Source organism: Verticiella alkaliphila (assembly GCF_018904615.1).
GTDB classification, from domain to species: Bacteria; Pseudomonadota; Gammaproteobacteria; order Burkholderiales; family Burkholderiaceae_B; genus Verticiella; species Verticiella alkaliphila.
Window position 1 is genome coordinate 134,844 of sequence record NZ_JADCNH010000002.1, and the last position, 22,223, is coordinate 157,066.

Consider the following 22,223-nt stretch of genomic DNA (forward strand, 5'->3'; position numbering starts at 1 on the left):
TGACAGGAAGTCGCCGCCGGTGGCCGCGATCCTGGCGTGTCGATAGCTGTGGCAGGACAACATCAAGAACACAAGCGCAGGAGACAGCATGCCCACCGTCCTCATCACCGGTGCCGCCTCTGGCATCGGACGTGCCGCATCCCATCGATTCGCCCACGCTGGCTGGCGCTGCGTGTTGGTCGACCGCAATGCCGACGCACTGTCGGCATTGGTGCCTACATTACGGCCGACCGCCGAGCCGCATGTGTCGATCCCGCTGGACCTCACCGATGCGGATGCCATTGCGCGCCTCGGCGAGGCCGTGCCGGCCCTCGACGCGCTGGTGAACAACGCCGGCATGTCTGACACGAGCGGCACGGCGCTGGTGGAGCAGACGCCCGAGCAGCAGGCCCGGCTCGTGGCGCTCAATCTGAAAGCCCCCGCTGCGATGGTGCAGGCGCTTGCCGGTCGGCTCGGCGCCGGTGCCCGCATCGTCAATGTGTCATCGGGCGCGGGCTTGCGTGCCATTCCCTGGCGCGGCATGTACAGTCCCACCAAGGCCGGCGTCATCACGCAGTCTAAGGCCCTGGCGCGCGCCGCCCGGACTGGTGCGTCACCGTGCTGTGCCCGGGCTTCGTGCGCACGGAGCTCGTCGAGAGCCTCATCACTGCCGGGCGCCTGAGCCCGCGCGCTGCGGTGGCTCGCGTGCCGCTGGGCCGCATGGCCGAGCCCGACGAGATGGCCGATGCGCTGGTGTTCCTCGCGAGCGAGGCGGCACGGCCGCTGGCGGGCCAAGTACTGTCGCTGGATGGCGGCACGTCCGTCTTCACGGGCGGCGTGCCGTATGAGCCGACCGAGCTCGCGACGGCGCCCGCCGACACGGCGCTGGCCTTGCGTGTGATGGGCGATGACGATAACCGCTGGAGCGCGCTTGCCGCGGATGCCGTGGACGGTTACTCCGCGGTGGTCGATGCCTCGGCCTTGCACGCGGCCAGCCCCTGGCAGGCCGTCCATCGCGCGGCGGCGGCGTTCGTGCGTGAACACCCCGCATCCGCCAGCCTGACGGTGCTGCTGCCTGAGGCTCCAGCCGAGGACGACTGGCAAGCCGCAGGCGATCTGGGCGCGGCCCGCATGCTGATCGCCACGCTCGCGTGCGAGTTGGGCGCCAAGGGTTTGCGCATCAATGCTGTCACCGTGGCACCGGACGCCACGCCGCAGACGCACGGCGCGTTGCTGCGGTACGTCGCGGCGCCCGCGCACAATATCTGACGGGCCAGGTATTGCACACGGCTAGTGCGCACGCCACAGACGATGTGTCCCTGGCAATCCCTCGCCAAGCACAAGCATAACGACGCACGGAAGACGCTATGGACCACTCTTCGCGCATTGCCGCTCAGTCCGACCCGAGGCCGGCCGGATCGCCGCAGGCAGGCAGCACGGACGCCATCGACCGCGAGGCCATCAAGGCCCACTTCATCGCCGAACGCGGCTATTGGCGCCCCTGGACCGAAGCGCTGCTCGCGCATAACCCGGCGTTCCTGCAACGCTATGCGGACTACGCCGGCCACCCCGCGCGGACAGGCCCGCTCAGCGAGCGCATGGTCGAGCTGGTCTACGTGGCACTGGATTCGTCCGCCACGCACCTGTTTCCCACCGGCCTGCAGGTACACATGACATACGCCCTGCAAGCGGGCGCCACACCTGCCGAGATCTTCGACGTGCTGCACCTCGTCACGCTGCAAGGCGTGGATGCGGTCTACCAGAGCGTGGAAGTGCTGGCCGAAGAGGCCGGGTGGGCTGCTACGGGCGTGGGTCGCGTCTGCCCGACACGCTCGGATGCCGACGGCGTGATCGACCGAGCCCGCCTGCTGGTGCCCGGCCGTGAGCAGGCGATCGCGTGGTTGCATGCGGTGGACCCATCGTATCTGGCCGCGCTGCTCGACTTCGTGGAACACGGACGCCCGGCCGCCCAGGGCCTCACGCCATCCGACCGCGCCATCGTCGAGACCGCCCTGCACAGCTGCTTCTCCGGCCAGAACCCGACCGCCCTGCGCAGCGTCATCCGCCACGCGCTGAGCCTGGGCGTGACCGACCGCGAGCTCCTGCAGGCCATCCAGCTGGGCGCGCACCTGTCGGTGCATGGCGCGGCGCTGGGGGCCGGGACGTACGCCGGCATGGCATCGGCCGACGATACGCACCCGGCCTGAAGGCCAAAGCCACCCGAGCTTGTCAAAACCTGCTAGAATCGCGGATTCGCAAATGCCGGGTGAGTCATTCCCCTGCGTGCGCGACAGAATCAGGACAGGTGGCCGAGTGGTTGAAGGCGCACGCCTGGAAAGCGTGTATACGTCACAAGCGTATCGGGGGTTCGAATCCCCCTCTGTCCGCCAGTAGTTCAAAAAGCCCGCTAGCTCTTTGGAGCAGCGGGCTTTTTCACGTCTGAAGCTGCCACAGCCTGCAGATGCCGTTGCCTACTTCCGATTGTCCACGCAGTCCACCACCGTGGCCTGCGTCACGATGTCCTTGGCGTCCGTCATCAAGGTGATGTTGCAGAGGTAGTCGATCACCAGGTCGTCGGTGTAGTAGCCCACGGGGCGATAGACCGCCTGCGTGCCCACCGGCACTTTGGCGGCCACGCCCTGGCCGCGCATGATCGCGTAGGTCGTGCGCGTGCCGACCTGTTCGCGTCCGGTCTTGACGAAGATCTTTTCGGGCCCGATATGGGTCTGCAGCCGATGCCAAGCGTAGAAGCCGCCGCTGCCGTAGGAGGAGGGCCCCAAACCCTGGTCGGGCTTGCCGAAGAGTTCGATCGCGGCGGACGCCGGTTGCCCGATCAGCCGCTGTGCGGCTACCGCGACGTCATTGCCTTGGGCCTTGCCCATCGGGGAGCAGGCGGTGAGTGTGGCGGCCGCCAGCACGAGGCCGGACACTGTGAGGATGCGCATGATTCGATGACCTTTCCGTGCCTGAAAGAAGGGGCATCCTAGCGCATCGAACCAACGCGCGCGATGGCGTCGCGATCCAAGGCGGGTGAAGGCCGCGTGCGGGTGCGTGCGGCCTTCTCTCGCTGCGGGCAGGCTCAGCCCTCGTAGCGCTTGCCCAACGCCAGCAGCTCCGGCGTGCCAATCACGGCATTGAGCCCGTCGAAGTCCAGCATCTCTTCCTTCATCGCCGCTGTCGAACCCGTGGCGCGCAGGCTTTGGAAGTAGCGCTGCATCTGGTTCGCGAGAAAGCGCACCGTGCCACCCGGGAAGATCACGAGCTTGTAGCCGCGTGCCTGCAGCGCGTCGACGCTCTGGATCGGGGTCTTGCCACCTTCGACCATGTTGGCGAGCAGCGGCACGCGCGAGGCGAAGAGGCCGCAGACGCGGTCCATGTCCTCGGCGCCACGCACGGCTTCGATGAAGAGCAGATCCACGCCGCAGGCCAGATATGCCTCGGCGCGCTCGATCGCTGCGTCCAGGCCTTCCACGGCCACCGCGTCGGTGCGGGCCATGATGAGGGTCTCGGGCGAGTGACGGGCGTCCAGGGCGGCGCGCAGCTTGCCGCACATCTCGGCCTGCGAGACCAGCGACTTGTTCTCCAGGTGGCCGCAACGCTTGGGGAAGGTCTGGTCTTCGAGCTGGATCACGGCAGCGCCTGCGCGCTCCATGTCACGGACGGTGCGCTGCACGTTCAAGGCATTGCCGTAGCCCGTGTCGGCATCGACGACGATGGGCGTGCGCACGCGATCCGTGATGCGGGCGAGCACGTCCACCGTCTCCTTGGCGGTGGTCAGGCCCACGTCCGAGCGGCCGAGCTGCGTATAGGCCACGGCACCGCCGGACAGATACAGAGCCTCGAAGCCGGCCTGTTCTGCGGCGAGAGCGGACAGGGCGTCATACACGCCGGGGGCGAGTACGGCGCCGGGTTGGGCAAGGCGGGTCTTGAGAGAGGGGGTCATGAAAATCCTGGTTGTGGCGTAAGCCGTCATTCGGCGGCGAGGGCCACGTCTTCCTTGCGCACTTTCGGCGCCCACGCCTCGAACGGCATGTTCATCGCCTTGGCATGGCGTTGCTCGTACTCGAGGAACTCCGGGGTGATGGCCGAGCCGCGCATGCCGCCGCGGATCGCCCCGGCGCGCACGTCGATGTAGTACTCGGCCCAGTCGTCCGGCAGCGGCTGCGAGCTCGGCACGGCCAGCCACAGGCGAAGCAGGTGGCGCTTCTGGTCGGGCTCTTCGTGGTCTTCGAAAGACGTGCGCGAGTGTAGCGTGACGTAGCTGTTGAGCAGTTGCAGATCGCCGCGCTCAAGCGTCATGGTGTAGCAGAGCTTGTCGCTGGCCATCAACTCGTCGAGCAGATCCAGCGCCTCGACCTGTTGCGGGGTGAGACGCGGGACTTCCGGGAAGTCGCGCTGGGCCGCCACCGTGTTCTTGCGGTTGGTGCGCGCCGAGAAGTGGGTGGGATGGTTGCCGAAGATCGGCAGCCGATAGAAGGGCGGCTGGCTGGGATCCTGCGCGCCCTGATAGCTGTGGTAGAAGGGCTCGTGCAGCACGGCGAGCAGATCCGGGCGCAGGCGGGCGACTTCATCGCGCAGCGCGATCGAGTTCACCACCTTGCTGCCACCGCCGGATTTGGCCGTGCGGCGGCACAGGAGCGCCACCACATCGCACGAGTCCATGTGGAAGTCCAGCTCGGCATTGGTGTTGTAGCCACGGCCGCCCTTGACCTTGTAGGAGCCGCCCACGTCGCGCACGTCGGTCATGACGTCGCTCGCGCGGTTCTGCGGCCGGCCCACGCCCATGTGCAGGCCCACCCCCCAGTACACCATGCGGGTCTCTTCCTCGTTCCACTCGGTGACGGGGAATCCCTTCATGAGGCACATGCCCCAGCGGCCTTGCGTGGTGGCGATGGCCTGCGACAGCACGGCCTTCGTGCGTTCGGGCAGGGGGAACTCGGCATGCGACCATTCCAGGAGGGGCTTGCCGCACGTCTTGGCGTGGGCGAGCGCGGCTTGCAGATCGCTAACGTTGTCCGGCGAGAGTCGCAGGATCCACGAGTGGTCCTGCTCGACCTGGGCGGCCGTCCAGGCCTGCGGCTGAGCGGCGACGTTGATTTGTGCGTTCATATAATGATCCCCTAGGCGTGAGATGCGAGATGCGATTGCAGCAGTCTAAGCAGGCGCACCTGGCCTGAACAGCGCCGTTGTTTGATCTTTGGGATAAGGATATTTGATGAAGCTCGCCGCCTTCGCTGCCCTGCGCGCCGTCATTCGCGGCGGCACCTTTGCGGCCGCGGCGGCAGAGATGCACGTGACGCCCAGTGCGATCAGCATGCAGATGAAGCAGCTCGAAGCCTTCTTTGGCCAGCCTTTGTTCGACCGTTCCGGGGCGCATCCCCGGCCGACGCCGCTCGCTTTCCAGGTCGTGCAGCTGATGGGCGAGCCGCTGGATGGGCTCGACGTGCTTCGCAAGGAAAGCGACGTACGGGTACGCGGCACCGTGCGGCTGGGGATCATCGAGAATCTGCAGGCGGTGGTGCTGCCGGGCGCGGTGCGCTGGCTCAAGCGCCACCATCCGGGCCTCGAGCTGCAGTTGATGCGGGGCCGTACCACCACGCTCACCGCCGCGCTCAAGGCGGGCGACATCGAAGCCGCGCTGGTCGCGCAGGCCACTGCGGGCGCCACCGCCACCCTGCATTGGACGCCGGTGGCGAAGAAAGCCCTGGTTCTCATTGCGCCGCCCTCCGTCACGCGATGACGCAAGACCTTCGAAATCCATGAAAATCCTGATGAGGCGGCACGCAAGGCCATGAATTCTCGAGACCTCCAGCTCGGCAGCGATGCAGGCACGGACCGTGCCAATCCGACGCGGCAGGCGATCCTGGTCGCGGCCAAGGAGCTTGTGGCGCGCAAGGGCGCCAACGGGACGACCGTGCGAGACATCACGGCGGCCTCCGGCGCGAACGGCGCTGCGGTGAACTACTACTTCCAGTCCAAGGATGCGCTGGTGGCATTGGCCACCAACGAGATCACGGGGGATGTCAACCGAGAGCGCCTGGCGCGCCTGGATGCACTGGAAGAGCGCGCGCGCGGCGCACCATTGAAGCGCGCCCAGATCCTGTCGGCGCTCATCGAGCCGATCCTGGACGTGTCACGCGCGCAAGATGGCGGCAGCTTGTATGTGCGCAGCGTTTTCCAGATGCGCATCGATGCGCGAGCGGGGTATCAAAGCTTTGACCTGAACGGGCACGTCGCGGGCCGGTTCATCGAGGCGATCGCGCGAGCTTGCCCCGCGTTGACGCGCGAGGAGGCGATCTGGCACTACGAGTACGCGCGCGGTGTGGCGATCCACATGCTCGCCAACCTGGATCCGGTGTCGCGGCGCTTCGAGCTGCTGGCCAAGGCCTCAGACGCGACCTTGCCCGCGACGCCGGCCTACGTGCTCGACAAGACGCAGGTAGGCCGGGTGATCTCGATGATCCTGACGGGATTTGGCCGGCGCCCGACCCGGTCCTGACCTTGCACTGACCTGCCGCTCTTAGCTGCGGCGGGTGTCCAGCGAGTCGGATGGTTCGTCAGCTAGGCGAGCGGGCTGTCCGCCCCCTGTGTTGCAAGCGTCCAGAACGCTTCAGCCGCCATCGACAAGGGCTGCCGATCCCGATACAGCCGGATGTCCACCGGCACGTCCCAATCGGTATCCGCCGCGCGGGCGAGTCGGCCTTGCTGCAGATCGTCCTGCACCAGCGACAGCGGCAGCCACCCGATCCCGCGCCCCTCCAGCACCATGCTGCGCAACGCCGAGGCCAGCGGCGCGGTGAAGACGGCGCGCCGTGGCACGGCGGCCAGTCGGCGGCCGATGACATGGTGCAGGATGCGGCCCAGGCCCGAGTCTTCCGAGTAGTCCAGCAGTGGCACAGGATCAGCGTTGCCCAGAAGCAGGATGCGCGGCTGTCCGTTGGCATCCGCCTGGGCGGCAGGCACCAGCACGTCGCTGCCGACACGCACGGAATCGAAGTGCGATTGCGCGAGCGGATCGGCCATGTGTGCATGCGCATGGCACAGCAGGAACTGCACCTTGCTCTGCAGCATCATCGCCTCGCAGCGTGCGAGGGAATCCGACATGAGCTGCACGGGCGCGGCGGCGGCCCGGCTGTGCAGCCAGTGCGGCAGGAACGTGAACGACAAGGCATGCGTGGCCGCGATGCGCAGCGTATCGGCGCGCATCTGCGCCACTTTCTTCGCGTCACCCGGCAGGCGCGCCACGCGCTCCAGGGTTTCCTGCGCGACCTCAATGAACCATCGCCCGGCTTCTGTGAGACGGGCGGGCTGCGAGCTGCGGTCGAAGAGATCGACGCCCAGCCATTCTTCCAGCGCGCGGATGCGCCGGCTGAAGGCAGGTTGGGAGCTGTTGCGATCCTCGGCGGCACGGGAGAAGTTGCCGGAGGCGGCCAGCGCGAGGAAATCCTCTAGCCAGATGAGATTCATGGTCGGTTCGTCAGACGCATCAAGCCAGCGAAAAAGAGCATTGGTCAGCGCTCGCAGCCGCGCCCACAATCTGGCGTGTCTGCTGCACCTTACCGAGACCTGCCATGAAGATCGTCGAAATCCGCGAGAAGACTGTTCCGATCAGTTCGCCCATCCGCAATGCCTACATCGATTTTAGCAAGATGACCTTGAGCCTCGTGGCCGTCATCACCGATGTCATCCGCGATGGCAAGCCGGTCGTGGGCTACGGCTTCAATTCCAATGGCCGCTATGGCCAGGGCAAGCTGATGCGCGAGCGCTTCATCCCGCGCGTGCTGGAAGCCGATCCGGCCTCGCTCGTGGACGACGCCGGCACCAACCTGGATCCGCACAAGATCTGGAAGACCATGTTCACCAACGAGAAGCCCGGTGGCCACGGCGAGCGCTCGGTGGCCATCGGCACCATCGACATGGCCGTCTGGGACGCGGTGGCCAAGATCGAAGGCAAGCCGCTCTTCCAGTTGCTGGCCGATCGTTACGGCGACGGCAAGCCCAACCGCAAGATCTTCGTCTATGCGGCGGGTGGCTACTACTACCCCGGCCAGGATCACCGCAAGCTGCAGGACGAGATGCGCAGCTACCTGGATCGCGGCTACACGGTGGTGAAGAAGAAGATCGGTGGCGCTTCGCTGGACGAGGATCTGCGCCGCATCGACGCCATCATGGAAGTGCTGCAGGACGGCCAGAAGCTGTGCGTGGACGCCAACGGCCGCTTCAATCTCGAAACCGCCATTCAGTACGCGAAGGCCATGTCCCAGTACGACCTCTTCTGGTACGAAGAGCCCGGCGATCCCCTGGATTACGAACTGCAGGCCGCGCTGCGCGCCTTCTACAAGAACCCGATGGCCACGGGCGAAGACCTCTTCTCCATGCAGGACGCGCGCAACCTCATCCGCTACGGCGGCATGCGCCCGGATCGCGACTGGCTGCAGTTCGACTGCGCGCTGAGCTACGGCCTGGTCGAATACCTGCGCACGCTGGACATGCTCAAGGAACACGGCTGGTCCGCGAGCCGCTGCATTCCGCATGGCGGCCACCAGATGTCGCTGAACATCGCGGCCGGCCTGGGCCTGGGCGGCAACGAATCCTACCCGGATCTCTTCCAGCCCTACGGCGGCTTCCCGGATGGCGTGCGGGTGGAGAACAGCTACGTCACGCTGCCCGATCTGCCCGGCATCGGTTTCGAAGGCAAGGCGGATCTGTACAAGGAAATGAAGGCGCTGTCGGATTGATGCGGTAGCGGCGGGGCCCAGCCCTCCGCCGCGATTGTGGTCCCCCTTGCCGGGCGCCGGGCTTCTGCCTGCCGCCCGGTTTCGCGCGCTCGATCCTCGGCGAGAGCGACGACGCGACATCGCCTACGTGTGCATTGCCAAGGCCGGGCGCAGCCCGCATAATTCGGTGGATTGATAATTATTCCCATCTAATTCCCTGGGGCTTGGCGCATCGTGAGCGGTTCGGAATCGTCCCTGTCGTCCGTGGCGGGCCTGTACGGCGCGCATCACGGCTGGCTGCAGCACTGGCTCACGCGCCGTCTGGGCGATGCCTGCGACGCCGCCGATCTGGCCCAGGATGCCTTCGTGCGCCTGCTGCGCCGACCCTTGCGATTCGAGACGGTGCCGCAGGCCCGGCTCTATCTGCGCACGATGGCGCAGGGCCTGTGCGTGGACCTGTGGCGTCGCCGTAGCCTGGAGCAGGCCTGGCTGGAGGCGCTCGCCGCACAGCCTGAGGCCGTCGTGCCTTCGGCCGAGCACCAGGTGATCGTGCTCCAGGCGCTGCAGGAGATCGATGCCATGCTGCGCCAGCTCTCGCCGCGCGCGGCGCAGGCCTTCGTGCTTTCGATGGCCTGCGAGATGACCGACCGCGAAGTGGCCGAGGCGCTGGGCGTGTCCACCCGGATGGTGCGCAAGTACGTGGCGCAGGCCATGCTGCATTGTCTGCGCCTGGAAGCGGGCGAGGCCTTGGCCGCATGACCGCGCCTGCTGGCTCGCCGCCGCCGGACGCGGCGCTGGCGGCGGCCGCCGCATGGTTCGCGCTGCTGCGCTCGGGCGATGCCTCCCCGGCGGACCGGCAACGTTGGCAGGCCTGGCTCGATGGCGCGCCCGAGCATCGGCAGGCGTGGGGGTATGTGGAACGCATACGGACCCGCTTCACGGCGGTCCAGGATAGTCCCGCCCGTCACGCCGCTGCACAGACGTTGCAGCGCGTGCGTGAGCCTTCGGGCGTGTCGCGCCGCCGGATGCTGGCCTGGGGCGCTGCCATCGCCGCGGGTGGCCTGGGGTGGGCCACCTGGCGTCATACCGAGCTGCCCGTGCGTGCGTTGGCCTGGACGGCCGACGTGCACACCGGCGTGGGCGAGATCCGGCGCATGGCGCTGCCCGACGGCAGTGCGCTCTGGCTCAACGCCTTGTCGGCCGTGGACGTGGATTTCGGCGGCACGCTACGGCGTCTGCATCTGCTTGCCGGCGAGATCCAGGTGCGGACGCGGCCCGCGCCTGGCCGCGATTTCGTCACGGATACGCGCCATGGCCGGCTGCGCGCGTTCGGCACCCGGTTCACGGCACGGGTGGCGTCCGCCGCCACGCTGGTGGCGGTCTACGAGGGCGCGATGGCCATCACCACGCGCACCGGTGCCGAGGCCATCGTGGCGGCCGGTCAGCAGGCCTGGTTCTCGTCAGAAGCGGTGATGCCGTCGACGCCGGCCGAGGCGGCGCGGGATGCCTGGACGCGGGGCGTGGTCATCGCGGACAACCTCCCTCTGGCCGACATGGCCCGAGAACTTTCGCGTTACTACGGCGGGCACATCAGCGTGTCGGCAGAGGTGGCGAGCCTGCGCGTCTTTGGCAGCTACCCCGCGCAGGATCCGGTGCGTGCGCTGCACATGCTGGCTTCGGTCATGCCGATCCAGGTGCGGCGTTGGTTGCCGGGCTGGCTGCACGTGCAGCGTCTGGCGTAGCGGCTCAGCCTGGCGTCGCGGTTCCGCTCGTCGCGGTTCCGCTTCTCGCACCCTCGTTCGAATAAGGAGAAAGCGCCTCGCGCGGGCCGGATGCTGGCCGTGCGAAGACGTCCTCCTCCCGAACCCAGGACTCCCGTCATGTCTTTTCCCTCCCCACCACCCGCGCGCTGCCTGGCGCTGCTGCCCCTGGCCCTGGCGCTTGCGGGCCCGATGCTGAGCGTCGGCACGGCGCACGCGCAGGCGGCCCCGGCGGTGACGCCGTCGTCGTCACACCGCTACGACATCCCGGCAGGCCCACTCAACGTCGTACTGGCCCGCGTGGCCGCTGTCTCCGGCGTGTTGCTGGCGGCGGCGCCCGCCCAGGTCGAGGGGCGGTCCAGCCCGGGCGTGCAGGGGACATTCGCGCCGGCGGCTGCGCTGGACCGTGCGCTGGCGGGCACGGGGCTGTCCGCACGCGCCGACGCCTGGGGGCAGTTCCGACTCATCGAAGGCAGCGGGGCGGCCGTGGCACGTCTGTCGGCCATCACCGTCATCGGGACGGGCAGTGCGACGGGGCTGCCGCCGGCGTATGCGGGCGGTCAGGTGGCGCAGGGCGGCCGACTCGGCATGCTGGGCGATCGCGACAACCTGGATACCGCGTTCAGCGTGACGCAGTACACCGCGCAGCGCATCGAGGAGACGCAGGCCCAGGCCATCGGCGACATCCTGATGGACGACCCTTCTGTGCGCAACACGTATGCGCGGGGCGCAGGCCGCGACGAGTTCAACATTCGCGGCTTTCAGCTCTACAACTACGATGTGTCCTTCAACGGCCTCTACGGCATCACGCCGCGCAACGCCAGTTCGCTGATCGGCGTGGAGCGCGTGGAGGTGCTGCGCGGCCCGAGCGCGCTGCTCAATGGCATGGCGCCTTATGGTTCGCTGGGCGGGGCCATCAATCTCGTGCCCAAGCGGGCGGGGCCCACGCCGCTCAATCGGCTCACGCTCTCCTACATCGGCAAGAGTCAGGTCGGCGCCCATGCGGACATCGGCCGGCGCTTCGGCGAGAACCAGGCCTGGGGCGTGCGCGTGAACGCCTTGGGGCAGAACGGCGACATGGTCGTCAAAGGCGGGCGTGAGCGCCTGGGCGCATTGGCCCTGGGCGTGGATTACCAGGGCGAGCGCGCACGGATGGCCGTGGACGTGAACTATCAGGATCGCGTGACGCATGCGCGCAGCGGTCTGCTGCTCACGCCCGAGTCCGGTATCGGCATCCCGCCCGCGCCAGATGCCAGACACACCTTCTTCCCGGACTGGACGTACTGGGATGCCAAGGACGCGTCCGGCACCGTGCGCGGCGAGTTCGATCTCACGCCGGACTGGACGCTGTACGCGGCGGCGGGCACCCGTCGCCACGACTTCAAAAGCCTGCAGACCACGTTTCTGATGCTCGACGATGCGGGCGGCATCGGCACCAATCCGTCGGCGTTGAACGAAAGCCTGACCTCGGTGACGGGCGAGGTCGGGTTGCGCGGACGCTTTCGCACGGGGCCGCTGCAGCATGAGCCCGTGCTGAGCGTGAGTGGCCTGGGCGTGGATTACCACGCCCGGCGCGTGCGCACCACGACGGTGTTCTCGGACCTTTATGATCCCGTTGCCATTGCGCGACCGGACATCCGCATCTCGGGTCCGTTGCCACTTGCCACCGAGAATCGGCTGCGCAGCGTGGCACTGGCCGACACGATCTCCTTTGCCGATGGCCGCGTGCAGCTCACCGCGGGTCTGCGCCACCAGCACGTCGAGGTCTCGAGCTTCGATGCAGCGTCGGGCGATCGCACGTCGCGCTACGCGGAATCGGCCGTCACCCCCGCCGTGGCGCTGGTGCTGCGCCCCACGGATCGTCTGTCCTTCTACGGCAACTTCATCCAGGGCCTGAACCAGGGCGCCACCGCGCCGAGCACGGCCACCAACGCCGGCGAGGTTTTCCCGCCTGAGGTGTCCCGCCAGCGCGAAGTGGGCATCAAGTACGACGCGGGTCGCGTCGCCGCCACGCTGAGCGCGTTCGAGATCACGCGCCCCAGCAGCTATCTGCAGCCATCTTCCCTGCGCTTCGTGGTGGATGGGCGTCAGCGCAACCGCGGCCTGGAGCTGCTCGTGCAAGGCGAGCCCCTGCCTGGCGTGCGCCTCCTGGGTGGGGCCGCCTACACGGATGCGCGTCTCGTGCGCACGGCGGGCGGCCTGAACGACGGCAACCAGGCGCCGGCCGTGTCCCGCCTGCAGTTCAACGCCTCGGCCGAATGGGACACCCCGTTCCTGGAAGGCCTGACCCTCACCGCGCGCGTGCTGCGCACCGGGCGTCAGTACGTGGACGTCGCCAACACCCAGTCGATTCCGGGCTGGACGCGTGTTGACATCGGCGCGCGCTACGCGTTCGACGCGGGCGGCACGCCCATGGTGGTGCGCGCGACGATCGAGAATGTGCTGAACAAGACCTACTGGCAGTCCGCGGCACGCGAAGGCTTGACCGTCGGCGCGCCAATCACGGCACTGCTGTCCGTGTCGGCCGAGTTCTGACGCCGGGGGTTCAGCAGGCCAGCGCCGCTGCCACGAGCGGCGCCGCCGGGCCCTGCAGGCGCTCGGCGGGCAGAGCCTGCAGGGCTTCAAAGACGCGCGCGGCCTGTTCGTGCGGGAGCACGCCGGTGGCGTCGCACTTTCCCTGCGCCGCCAAGCCATCGGCGATGCCCATGACGTAGGCCTGCGCACGCTGGCGCGCCTGCGCCGTGCCGGCCTCGGGCATGGCGGAGCCATCGCGGAGCTGACCGCGCAATGTCTGGAGGAGTTCCGCGCCGCTCGTCGACCACGTGCGCGCCGGTGCGGCGTGGGCGGACAGAGGAAGAAGGGCGGCGAGGGCAAGGCAGGCAAACGTACGCATGGGCGATCTCGTGGCAACGTCCAGCGGGCATTCTAGCCAGCTAGCCGCGGCACGTCGTCGCGCCACGCGGTGCGGAGGGGGCGAAGCGTCGGCTCGCGAGATCGCTTCCCATGAAGTAGAACCAGTCGATCTCGCCGCGCTGTGTGAAGAGGCCGACTCCGCCGTTGGGCGGCCACGGCTCGCGCCGGCCGTCGTCCAGGGTGCCGGCTGCGCGCAGGGCCTGCGGCGACGCCTGGATCGCCATCAGTCCGCCCCCCTGGACGGGCGTGAAGGCGACGGCGCCGCGATCGCCGTCGGCCGTGGGCGCCACCGCAATGCTCGCTTCGCGCACGCTGGGCGGCAGGCAGTCCAGCTCTGCCTGCACCTTGCCCTGGCCGTCCAGCAGCCGGGCAAAGCCGCGCGGGCCGGCCGTGCCCACGACGAGAAAGCGCTCGATGGCTGGCAGCCAGGCCACGTGATAGGTGTAGTAATTCACGGCAGGATGCAACACCACGGCCCCGCCGGCCTTGCCGGAGACCGGATCGATGGGGGCGGCCACGAGCGCCGCCTGACGGGTGCCGGGCACGAACCGCTGCCACACCGCCATGGCCGTCTCGCCACCGCCGGCGATCACCGGCCACCACTCCCGCCGGGCATCGGCCAACGCAACCGTGTGTTGCTGCTCGCCTTTGGCGTCGTACACGGCGGCGTAGACACCGAAGCCACTCCCCAGGTCGTCCACGCCACCGCCATGGATCCACTCGTCCGAATACACCACCACGAATCGGTCGCCCACGGCCGCGGCATGGCCGGAATGCCCGCCGCGCTTGACCTCACGCGGGTAGGGTGCCACTTCCTCCAGGGTGTTCCGGTACACACCGTAGCGCTGCGTCACGCTGCCGTTGGCATCCCAGCCATCCTCGAAGGTGACGAGGATGTTGCCACTGGCCGCCTGGGCCACCGAGACGGGCTCCTGAGCTTCTTCGCGCACGATGAAAGGCGTGGGCTTCTCAAGCACGCCGTCATGCCAGCGGGCCACCACGACGTCGTGGTGCCAGCTGCTGCCAGGGGCAGGCCGGCGCCCGGCGCTGTAGAAGATCAGCGTCTTGCCGTCGGCATCTCGCGCCGTGGCCATCCCGTGCGCTTCGCGGCGCGGATCCGGGGCGGCAGCATGACCTGCGACCAGCGGCACCAGCACCGTGACGAGGACAGCAAGGCCAAGCGCTGCGCGATGAGCGAGGCCTCGGCGAGGTGCAGCAGGTCGAGCAGGACGCATGGTGACTCCAGTGCGACACGAGATCGGGCATTGTCTCACTCGCACACTTTGTCAACGCTGGTCATGCGCAGGCGTGTCTGGTCTCGCACGGACACCCGTTCAGCCCAAAGTCGTGTCCCGATGTATCCGAGGTGATAGGCCCAGGCATGTCCGTACAAACCCGGGATTGACCCCGGCCGTCGCACCTACCTATTATGACAGGCAAACCTGTTATGACAGCTTAGGCGCTCATGGCCGACTCTCCCGAATCCATCGACATCCGTCTTGAATCCCCTTTGTTCGCCCGGGTGCGGGACGCGTTGCGCACGGCGATCCTGCGCGGCGAGCTGCCGCCCGGGGCGAAGCTGCCGTCCGAGGCGCAGCTGAGCGCGCAGCACGGCGTGAGCCGCATCACCGTGCGCCAGGCGTTGGCCGAGTTGCAGGCAAGCGGGCTGGTGCGTACGGTGAACGGACGCGGCTCGTTCGTCAGTCAGCCTGGTGCGCCCGGCGGGCAATCGCCGCTGGTGGGCGTGCTGGAATCCATGCGCAAGCGCGGGTTCCGTGCCCATGGCCGCCTGGTGTCACAACGCACCGTGCCCGCGAACGCGGAAGTCGCCAAGGCCCTTGGCCTCATCGCGGGGACGCCCGTGGGCGCGCTCACCGTGATGCGCTATCGTGACGACGCCCCGTTCGCCATCGGCACCACCTATCTCGATCCGCCGCTTGCCGAACGGCTTGCGACGCAGGACCTGGTCGAGCACGACGTGAACGATGTCCTGCATCGCGTGCTCGGCCTGCGTACCGCCAAGACCCGCGTCACCGTGCAGGCAGTTGCCACCGAGCCAGGCCTCGCCCGCCGGCTGCGCCGTGAGGCGGGCACGCCGTTGCTGCGGATCCTCACCACCAGCTTCGATTACGACCGCGTGCCAGTGGTCTACAGCGAAACCTTCGGCGCGCCCGAGGTGATGGAGTATCGCGCCACGCTGCACGGCTGGCCCGAGGAGGACGCATGATGCCTGCCGTGACCTGGACACGCCACGACGGCTGGGCCGACGTGGTCCTCAACCGCCCTGAGCGCCGCAACGCCATCGAAGGCACGCTGGCCGCGGATCTGGGCGAGGCACTGCGCACCGTGAATGCCGATGCCGAGGTGCGCGCCATCGTGCTGCGTGGTGCGGGCAGCGCCTTCTGCTCGGGCCTGGATCTGAAAGCCTTCGCGGCGGAGCCCGCACCCGCCTGGAAGGCGGGCTTTGCGCAGGCGTGGGATGACGTGCACGGTCTGCTGTTGGAAAGCCCCAAGGTGCTCGTCGTCGCGCTCGAGCGCTATGCCATCAATGGCGGCGCCGCCCTGGCGCTCGCGGGGGATGTGCTGATCGCGGGCGAGACGGCCTACCTGCAGGTGGGCGAGATCCAGATCGGTATGGCGGCCCCGCGCAATCTTGCCTGGCTCGTCCTGCGGCATTCCGAAGCCGTGGCCGCCCGGCTCGCCTTGCTGGGCGAGCGCGTCGCCGCACCCGAGCTCCTGCGTCTGGGCGTGGCCACCGAGGTGGTGCCGGACGCGGACGTGGTGACGCGCGCGCACGCGCTTGCGGCACAGATCGGCGCCTATCCCGCCGCCGGCGTGGCTGCCGTCAAGACGGCGCTGCGTGCCGCGCGAGCCCAGATGCCGCCGCGCGATTGGCTGGGCGCCTGCGCTCAGGCGCGCCCCGCGGGTACTGATCTCCCGCTCGCTCCGCCCCCGCGGCTCTGAACCCGCCAGGAATCGCCATGACCGAAGCCCTCACACTCACGCCGCAGGCGTTGCAGGCATTCCGCCTGGACGTGCGCGCCTTCGTGCAAGCCGAGTTGCCCACCGCCACGCGCGAGAAGGTGAGACTCGGTCTGGAGATCAGCAAGGCCGAGATGCTGGCCTGGCAGGCGCGTCTGGCCGCGCGCGGCTGGCTCGTGCCGCACTGGCCGCAGGCCTGGCAGGGGCAGGGCTGGAGCCCGGCGCAGCGGGCCGTCTTCCAGGAGGAGATGGTGGCCCATCACGCGCCCGAGATGGGCGGGATCACTTTCGAGATGCTGGGACCGATCCTGATCCGCTACGGCAGCCCGGCCCAGCAGCAGTACTTCCTGCCGCGCATCCTCGATCTGCAGGACTGGTGGTGCCAAGGGTACTCCGAGCCCAACGCCGGTTCGGATCTCGCCTCGTTGAAGACGCGCGCCGAGCGGCAGCGCGTGGATGGCGATGACGTCTACGTGGTCAACGGCAGCAAGATCTGGACGTCCTACGCACAGTACGCCAACTGGATCTTCTGCCTGGTGCGCACCGATGTCGAGGCGCGTGCGCAGCACGGCATCAGCTTTCTGCTCATCGACATGCAGAGCCCTGGCGTCACCGTGCGGCCCATCATCGGCATCCATGGCTGGCATCTCTTCAACGAGGTGTTCTTCGAGGATGTGCAGGTGCCCGTCGCGCAGCGCGTGGGCGAGGAGAACGCCGGCTGGGCGATCGCCAAGTCGCTGCTCGAGTTCGAACGGCTGAACCTGGCTCGCGTGGCGGAAAACCGACGGCGTCTGGCCAAGGTCCGAGCGATCGGCGAATCGGTGCAGGAAGCGGGCGTGCCGCTGCGCGAGCGCCCGTGGTTCGCCGAACGCTTCCACACCCTGGAGGTGCGCTTCGAGACACTGGCTGCCACGGTGCTGCGCTTTCGCCAGCGCGCCGAGGCCGGCCATCGCCTGGGGCCTGAGACCGGCATGTTGAAGCTCGTGGGCAGCACGCTCATCCAGGATATCGAGAACCTGGCGGTGGATGCGCTGGGGCCGGACACCCTAGCCTACGACCGCGACGCGCACTTCACGCCCGCTGCACCGCAGCTGGGTCGATCCGAGTACGCGCCCTCTGCCTCGGCACGGCGCTTCGTGACGCGGGGCTACACCATTGCCGGTGGCTCCAGCGAGATCCAGCACGAGGTGCTGGCCAAGCAAGTCCTCGGCCTCTAGGAGATCGCGATGTCACCGACGGATGACGACCTGAGCCTCTTCCAGGACAGCGTCGCGCGCTACCTCGCCAGGAACTACGACTTTGCCGAGCGCACGCGGGCCCTGGCCGCATGGGACGAGGCGCCGATGCACTGGGGGGCGTTCGCCGAACTGGGATGGCTTGGCGTCGGCATGCCCGAAGCCGTGGGCGGCTATGGCGGGCCGCTCGATCAGCTCGCCCTGGCCGAGCAACTGGGCGGCGCGCTGGTCGCCGAGCCCTGGCTACCCAACGCGGCGTTGTGCGCGCCGCTGCTCCTCGCCCTGGATGCCGAGGGCCAGGCGGCGCGCCTTTGCGCGTTCGTTGCCGGCGACGAACGCCTCGCGCTGGCGGCCTGGGAGCCCGGCGCGCGCTACGACGCCTGCCATGTCGGCACATTGGCGGAACGTCGTGGCGCCGGCGGTTGGCGCCTGGACGGCGAGAAGACGCTGGTGCTTGGCGGCGGACAGGCCGACACGATGCTGACGCTGGCCCGCACGTCGGGCGAAACCCGGGACACCGGCGGTCTCACGCTCTTTGCGGTGCCGCGACATGCGCAAGGCGTGTCCCTGCGCGCCTTGCCCACCTATGACGGCCGGACCACGGCGCAGGTGGGCATGACCAGCGTGCTCGTGGACGACACCGCGCGCATCGGCTCCGTCGGTGGCGCGTGGCCCGCCGTCGAGCGCGCCATCGATCACGCCACGGTGATGCTCTGCGGCGAGGCCGTCGGCGCCATGGCGCAGGCGCTGGCGCTCACGCAGGCCTACCTGCGCGAACGGCGGCAGTTCGGCCGCGCCATCACCGACAACCAGGTCGTGCGGCACCGCCTGGTGGACATGTTCGTGGCCATCGAGCAGGCAAGAGCCATCACCGAGGCCGCCGCGGCGCGGCTCGACGATGCGCCGGCTGCGCGCCGACGCGCGGTGTCGCTGGCCAAGGCCTTCGTGTCGCCTGCGGGTCGTCGCGTGGGCGAGGATGCCGTCCAGCTGCATGGCGCCATCGGCATGACCGACGAGTACCGCGTCGGCCATTGCTACAAGCGGCTCGCCGCCGCTGCCAACCTATTCGGTGATACCGCGTGGCACCTCGCGCGCCTCGCGGTGCAGGACTGACGCCGAACCCCGTCGTGCCGAGCCGGCACGGCGGGCAACTGTCGCAACGCACGACTTCCGGAGACACGGCCATCATGTTCACGTTCGCGCATCATTCCTTCACGTCTGCCACCCTGGCCGCTGCCCTGTGCGCCGCGCCGCTGGCGCTCGCGGCCACGCCGGCGTCGGCCGAGTATCCCGAGCGCGCCATCCGCATGATCACGCCGTCCGGGCCGGGCGCGATCACCGACCAGACGGCCCGCCTCGTCGCCGACGAGCTCACGCACCTGCTCAAGCAGCAGGTGATCGTCGAGAACAAAGTTGGCGCCAACGGCATTCTGGCCAGCGAGTATGTCGCCCGCGCCAAGCCGGATGGATACACGTTGCTCTTCACGTACTCGGCCACGCACACCATGAATCCCTGGCTGATCGCCAAGCTGCCTTACGATCCGGTCAAGGATTTCACGCCGGTCGCGCAGATCAGCGGCGGCTCGGGCAACATGCTCGTGGTGAACGGCGAGGTGCCCGTCAAGACGCTCGACGAGCTCGTGGCCTACGTGAAGGCGAGCCCGGAGGAGTTGTCCTACTGCAGTTGGGGCGTGGGCTCGGGCGGTCATCTCACCATGGAGTACCTGCAGTCGCAGCGTGACCTGAAGATGCGCCACATCCCGTACAAGACGGCCACGCAGTGCGCCAACGACGTCGCGGCGGGCCACGTGCGTATCGCGTTCACGGACTCGATCTCGCCCTTGCCGCACATTCGCGACGGGCGTGTGCGGCCGGTCGCGATCAGTGGGCCGTCGCGGGTGGTGAGCATGCCCGAAGTGCCCACCATGACGGAACAGGGGCTGACCTTCGACAACGCCTCATGGCTGGGCATTTTCGGCCCGAAGGGCCTGCCGCCGGAGGTCGTCACCCGCATCAACGAGGCGGTCAACACGATCATTGCCGACCCGGCCAAGCGCGAGCGCTTCCTGGCGATGTACCTGCGCCCGGGCCAGCCGCGTACGCCGCAGCAGTTCGGTCAGCTCGTGAAGGACGACATCGTGTCCTGGGGCAAGATCGTGCAGACGGCCGGCCTGAAGGCGGAGTAGGGCTAGGACGTGGCGTGGCTCACGACGCCCGGCACCGCGATGCCGGGCGTGCGCGGCTCGGCCTGCAGCCCGCCCACACAGAAGTCCACCAAGTCTTCGACGTACGCAGCGTAGGCGGGCGGATCGAGATCGGCATGCGTGCGGCACCATTGGGCGAGCGAATACACGATGGTCTGCGTGAACCACGCGAGCCGCCGCTGCAGCGTATCCGGATCGAGGTCGGGCAGTGCGCGCCCGACCAGATCGTGCACCCGCAGCACGCCGGAGATTGCCGTCAGCGTGACCCCATCGGCGCGCAGCTGCGGGCTGAACGTGGTCTGTGCAAGCACGCTCACGTAGCGCCGCCCCCAGGGCTCCTCGGCGATCGTGTCGGCCAATGCATGCAGGGAGGCGCTCACGACGTCGCGCAAGGTGACGGGGCCGGGCCGTGATGCCAGCGCATCCAGATGGCGGTGACGCCGTGCGTTGACGTGCTCGCGCCGGATGCGCAGCAGCTCCGTGACGAGATGCGCGCGCGAGCCGAAGTGATAGTGCAGGGCGGCGAGGTTCTTCTGCTTGCTCGCGAGCACGATCTGCCGCAGCGACACATGATCCACGCCCTTCTCCTCGAAGAGGCGTTCGGCGGTCTCCAGCAGATCCTGGATCGTGGCGCCAGCGCGGCTGGCGTCGGCGGGCAGGGTGGCGCCGCGCTTGCGCGGGCCCTGCGGCGAAGAGGCGGGGACGGGGGATGACATGCCGCCAGTGTAGACAAGAGCTCAGGCAGGCGGCGCGTCGCAGGTGGCCGTCTCGGTCAGCACCGCACCCGCGTCGAGCAACGCCTGGATGCGCTCGGCGGTGAAACCGGCCTCCTGCAGGATGGCTACGGAATGCTGGCCGATGCGCGGCACGGGCGTGGCCGGCGGCAGCGGCGTGTCGGCCAGTTGAAAGGGCAGGCCCGGTAGCGCAATGGCGCGGCCTTCGCCGTTGTCCACAGGCTGGAAGAGGCCCTCGGCCAGGACATCGGCGCTTTGCAGCACTTGCGGATACGCGCGCACGATGCCGACCACCACACCGTGAGATTCGAGCTTCTCGCGCGCCGCCTCGCCCGTGAGGTGGCTCAGGCCGGCTGCGATCTCCGGCAGCAGTGACGCGCGGTTGGTCACGCGGGCGGCGTTGGTGGCAAAGCGCGGGTCGTCGGCGAGCGTTGGCCGTCCGATGGCCTCGCACAGCCGGCGAAAGTGGGTCTCCAGGTAGGCGGAGATCACGAGAAAGCCGTCGGACACGGGGATGAGATCCGCCGCGGGTGCGGCCATGGGCTGGCGATTGCCCACGCGCGCGGGCGTCTTGCCCGTGTGCTGGAACTCAGACCAGATCTGCGTCTGCAACTGCACCGCCACCTGCAGCAATGATGTCTCGATGGTCTCGCCCACGCCCGTGCGAAAGCGCCGCAACAGCGCCGCGGTGATGGCGCTGCACAGCGCCAGGGCGGTGGCCGCGTCCACGACGGCAAAGCCGACCTTCAAAGGCCCGCCACCGGCTTCCCCCGTGATCGACATCATGCCGCTCTCGGCCTGGGCAGCGATGTCCAGGCCCGGCCGCGCCCGCGAGGGGCCCGCCAGCCCGAAGCCCGAGACCGAGGCGTAGATGAGTTCGGGCTTGATCGCGCGCAGCGCTGCGGCGCCCAGACCCAGCCGCTCCAGGGTGCCGGCGCGCGCATTCTGCAGCACGACGTCCGCGCCAAGCGCCAGCTCCCGGGCGACTGCTCGCCCGTCCTCGCTGCGCAGGTCGATGGCAATGCCACGCTTGTTTCGGTTGTAGCCCACGTACATGGGCGACTGCAGACCGAGCGAGGCTGAGCGACGGGCACTGTCGCCCTCGGGGCTTTCCACCTTGATGACGTCCGCGCCCATGTCGGCGAGGAGCATCGCCGCGCCGGGCACGGCGATGAACTGGCCGAACTCCAGTACCCGTATCCCCGCCAGCGGTCGGGTGTCTGACATCTGCGACATGCGCTTTGCCTCCACGTGGTCGGGGGCGACAATCCCCGTGTCGTCGGAAAGTAAATCACGTGAATTAAATCGGCGCAATGCGCAGCTTCCCTGCGTGCCCCGCCGGTCGCACAGGCTGCACGGCCGTGGCAGGAAGATCAACATTCATAAACACCCGATGATCTTTGGTCATAAGCAGGTGACATGTCTCGTTTGATTTATTAACTTTATGTATCAGAGACGTGCGTGACGTGTGATCGCGTGATGGATCACCAACGCACGGCTGATGCGCTGCCATCGTGCGAATTGCCATCCTGGAAGACGAGCCCGCTCATGCCGAATTGATTTGCCGCGCGCTGCGCGCGCCGGATCGAGAATGCGTGGTGTACGACGACGGCCGCACGTTGCTGCGCGACCTGCGCCGAGAGACGTTCGATGCCTTCGTGATGGACTGGCATGTCCCGCACGTAAGCGGGCCGGAGAT

22 protein-coding genes, 1 tRNA gene and 2 pseudogenes are annotated in these 22,223 nt (G+C 68.3%); 17 read left to right on the forward strand and 8 right to left on the reverse strand.

Annotated elements, in window-relative coordinates; genetic code table 11:
* The first annotated feature begins 88 nt into the window (after nucleotides 1-88).
* The 4 genes from IMZ29_RS22525 to IMZ29_RS02215 all read left to right on the forward strand — a co-directional run bounded on the left by IMZ29_RS22525 (nucleotide 89) and on the right by IMZ29_RS02215 (nucleotide 2,369).
* Nucleotides 89-661 carry an SDR family NAD(P)-dependent oxidoreductase gene (locus tag IMZ29_RS22525; protein ID WP_253206670.1) on the forward strand — a complete coding sequence of 191 codons (573 nt, stop codon included), beginning with the start codon at nucleotides 89-91 and terminating at the stop codon, nucleotides 659-661.
* Nucleotides 598-1,248, forward strand: a complete 651-nt coding sequence (locus IMZ29_RS22530; protein ID WP_371820070.1) for an SDR family oxidoreductase — start codon at nucleotides 598-600, stop codon at nucleotides 1,246-1,248. The genes IMZ29_RS22525 and IMZ29_RS22530 overlap by 64 nt, the downstream gene beginning before the upstream one ends.
* A gap of 98 nt (nucleotides 1,249-1,346) precedes the next feature.
* Nucleotides 1,347-2,186, forward strand: coding sequence for a carboxymuconolactone decarboxylase family protein (locus IMZ29_RS02210; RefSeq protein ID WP_216179892.1), 840 nt, complete (start codon nucleotides 1,347-1,349; stop codon nucleotides 2,184-2,186).
* Between the two features lie 92 nt (nucleotides 2,187-2,278).
* Nucleotides 2,279-2,369 (forward strand) — tRNA-Ser (locus tag IMZ29_RS02215).
* A gap of 81 nt (nucleotides 2,370-2,450) precedes the next feature.
* On the opposite strand, the gene IMZ29_RS02220 is transcribed toward IMZ29_RS02215, so the two are convergent.
* The 3 genes from IMZ29_RS02220 to IMZ29_RS02230 all read right to left on the reverse strand — a co-directional run bounded on the left by IMZ29_RS02220 (nucleotide 2,451) and on the right by IMZ29_RS02230 (nucleotide 5,088).
* On the reverse strand, nucleotides 2,451-2,924 hold the full coding sequence (locus IMZ29_RS02220) for a hypothetical protein (RefSeq protein ID WP_216179894.1): 474 nt from the start codon (nucleotides 2,922-2,924) through the stop codon (nucleotides 2,451-2,453).
* Nucleotides 2,925-3,058: 134 nt separating this feature from the next.
* Entirely contained in the window at nucleotides 3,059-3,922 is an 864-nt protein-coding gene (locus IMZ29_RS02225; RefSeq protein WP_216179896.1) for an isocitrate lyase/PEP mutase family protein, read from the reverse strand.
* Between the two features lie 26 nt (nucleotides 3,923-3,948).
* Nucleotides 3,949-5,088 carry a TauD/TfdA family dioxygenase gene (locus tag IMZ29_RS02230; RefSeq protein WP_216179898.1) on the reverse strand — a complete coding sequence of 380 codons (1,140 nt, stop codon included), beginning with the start codon at nucleotides 5,086-5,088 and terminating at the stop codon, nucleotides 3,949-3,951.
* Nucleotides 5,089-5,194: 106 nt separating this feature from the next.
* Between IMZ29_RS02230 and IMZ29_RS02235 the strand changes: the two genes are divergently transcribed.
* Nucleotides 5,195-5,719: a LysR family transcriptional regulator gene (locus IMZ29_RS02235; protein ID WP_216179900.1), complete on the forward strand. Its 525-nt coding sequence runs from the start codon at nucleotides 5,195-5,197 to the stop codon at nucleotides 5,717-5,719.
* Nucleotides 5,720-5,770: 51 nt separating this feature from the next.
* The gene (locus IMZ29_RS02240; RefSeq protein WP_216179902.1) at nucleotides 5,771-6,478 is read left to right on the forward strand and encodes a TetR/AcrR family transcriptional regulator; all 708 of its coding nucleotides are present in this window, start codon (nucleotides 5,771-5,773) and stop codon (nucleotides 6,476-6,478) included.
* A gap of 62 nt (nucleotides 6,479-6,540) precedes the next feature.
* Here the strand turns inward: IMZ29_RS02240 and IMZ29_RS02245 are convergent, their stop codons facing one another.
* A complete protein-coding gene (locus tag IMZ29_RS02245; protein ID WP_216179905.1) occupies nucleotides 6,541-7,446 on the reverse strand; it encodes a LysR family transcriptional regulator in 906 nt (301 codons plus the stop codon).
* 104 nt (nucleotides 7,447-7,550) lie between these two features.
* On the opposite strand from IMZ29_RS02245, the gene IMZ29_RS02250 reads away from it, so the two are divergent.
* From IMZ29_RS02250 to IMZ29_RS02265, 5 genes and pseudogenes are all read left to right on the forward strand, one after another.
* A complete protein-coding gene (locus tag IMZ29_RS02250) occupies nucleotides 7,551-8,717 on the forward strand; it encodes a mandelate racemase/muconate lactonizing enzyme family protein (RefSeq protein ID WP_216179907.1) in 1,167 nt (388 codons plus the stop codon).
* Between the two features lie 213 nt (nucleotides 8,718-8,930).
* A complete protein-coding gene (locus tag IMZ29_RS02255; RefSeq protein WP_216179910.1) occupies nucleotides 8,931-9,455 on the forward strand; it encodes a sigma-70 family RNA polymerase sigma factor in 525 nt (174 codons plus the stop codon).
* A pseudogene (locus tag IMZ29_RS23160) lies at nucleotides 9,452-9,607 on the forward strand (DUF4880 domain-containing protein); the annotation flags it as partial. The gene IMZ29_RS02255 and the pseudogene IMZ29_RS23160, both read left to right, overlap by 4 nt.
* Nucleotides 9,608-9,688: 81 nt before the next feature.
* Nucleotides 9,689-10,438: a FecR family protein gene (locus tag IMZ29_RS02260; protein WP_371820085.1), complete on the forward strand. Its 750-nt coding sequence runs from the start codon at nucleotides 9,689-9,691 to the stop codon at nucleotides 10,436-10,438.
* Nucleotides 10,439-10,576: 138 nt separating this feature from the next.
* Nucleotides 10,577-12,991: a TonB-dependent receptor gene (locus IMZ29_RS02265; protein ID WP_253206672.1), complete on the forward strand. Its 2,415-nt coding sequence runs from the start codon at nucleotides 10,577-10,579 to the stop codon at nucleotides 12,989-12,991.
* 10 nt (nucleotides 12,992-13,001) lie between these two features.
* On the opposite strand, the gene IMZ29_RS02270 is transcribed toward IMZ29_RS02265, so the two are convergent.
* A complete protein-coding gene (locus IMZ29_RS02270) occupies nucleotides 13,002-13,349 on the reverse strand; it encodes a Rap1a/Tai family immunity protein (protein ID WP_216179917.1) in 348 nt (115 codons plus the stop codon).
* A gap of 40 nt (nucleotides 13,350-13,389) precedes the next feature.
* Nucleotides 13,390-14,604: a hypothetical protein gene (locus tag IMZ29_RS02275; protein WP_216179919.1), complete on the reverse strand. Its 1,215-nt coding sequence runs from the start codon at nucleotides 14,602-14,604 to the stop codon at nucleotides 13,390-13,392.
* 230 nt (nucleotides 14,605-14,834) lie between these two features.
* Between IMZ29_RS02275 and IMZ29_RS02280 the strand changes: the two genes are divergently transcribed.
* The 5 genes from IMZ29_RS02280 (at nucleotide 14,835) to IMZ29_RS02300 (ending at nucleotide 19,772) form a co-directional block, all read left to right on the forward strand.
* Complete coding sequence (locus IMZ29_RS02280) at nucleotides 14,835-15,596, forward strand: GntR family transcriptional regulator (protein WP_216179921.1); 762 nt, start codon at nucleotides 14,835-14,837, stop codon at nucleotides 15,594-15,596.
* Nucleotides 15,593-16,333: an enoyl-CoA hydratase/isomerase family protein gene (locus IMZ29_RS02285; RefSeq protein ID WP_216179922.1), complete on the forward strand. Its 741-nt coding sequence runs from the start codon at nucleotides 15,593-15,595 to the stop codon at nucleotides 16,331-16,333. The genes IMZ29_RS02280 and IMZ29_RS02285 overlap by 4 nt, the downstream gene beginning before the upstream one ends.
* A gap of 17 nt (nucleotides 16,334-16,350) precedes the next feature.
* Nucleotides 16,351-17,568 carry an acyl-CoA dehydrogenase family protein gene (locus IMZ29_RS02290; protein ID WP_216179923.1) on the forward strand — a complete coding sequence of 406 codons (1,218 nt, stop codon included), beginning with the start codon at nucleotides 16,351-16,353 and terminating at the stop codon, nucleotides 17,566-17,568.
* A 9-nt stretch (nucleotides 17,569-17,577) separates the two neighbouring features.
* Nucleotides 17,578-18,699: an acyl-CoA dehydrogenase family protein gene (locus IMZ29_RS02295; protein WP_216179924.1), complete on the forward strand. Its 1,122-nt coding sequence runs from the start codon at nucleotides 17,578-17,580 to the stop codon at nucleotides 18,697-18,699.
* Between the two features lie 74 nt (nucleotides 18,700-18,773).
* Nucleotides 18,774-19,772, forward strand: coding sequence for a Bug family tripartite tricarboxylate transporter substrate binding protein (locus IMZ29_RS02300; protein ID WP_216179925.1), 999 nt, complete (start codon nucleotides 18,774-18,776; stop codon nucleotides 19,770-19,772).
* 2 nt (nucleotides 19,773-19,774) lie between these two features.
* On the opposite strand, the gene IMZ29_RS02305 is transcribed toward IMZ29_RS02300, so the two are convergent.
* Nucleotides 19,775-20,506: a TetR/AcrR family transcriptional regulator gene (locus tag IMZ29_RS02305; RefSeq protein ID WP_216179926.1), complete on the reverse strand. Its 732-nt coding sequence runs from the start codon at nucleotides 20,504-20,506 to the stop codon at nucleotides 19,775-19,777.
* Nucleotides 20,507-20,527: 21 nt separating this feature from the next.
* Nucleotides 20,528-21,760 (reverse strand): CaiB/BaiF CoA transferase family protein, encoded by a 1,233-nt coding sequence (locus IMZ29_RS02310; RefSeq protein ID WP_216179927.1) that lies wholly within the window; start codon nucleotides 21,758-21,760, stop codon nucleotides 20,528-20,530.
* 278 nt (nucleotides 21,761-22,038) lie between these two features.
* Here IMZ29_RS02310 and IMZ29_RS23165 point away from each other — a divergent pair.
* Nucleotides 22,039-22,215: pseudogene (locus tag IMZ29_RS23165) on the forward strand (DNA-binding response regulator); the annotation flags it as partial.
* Nucleotides 22,216-22,223 lie beyond the last annotated feature (8 nt).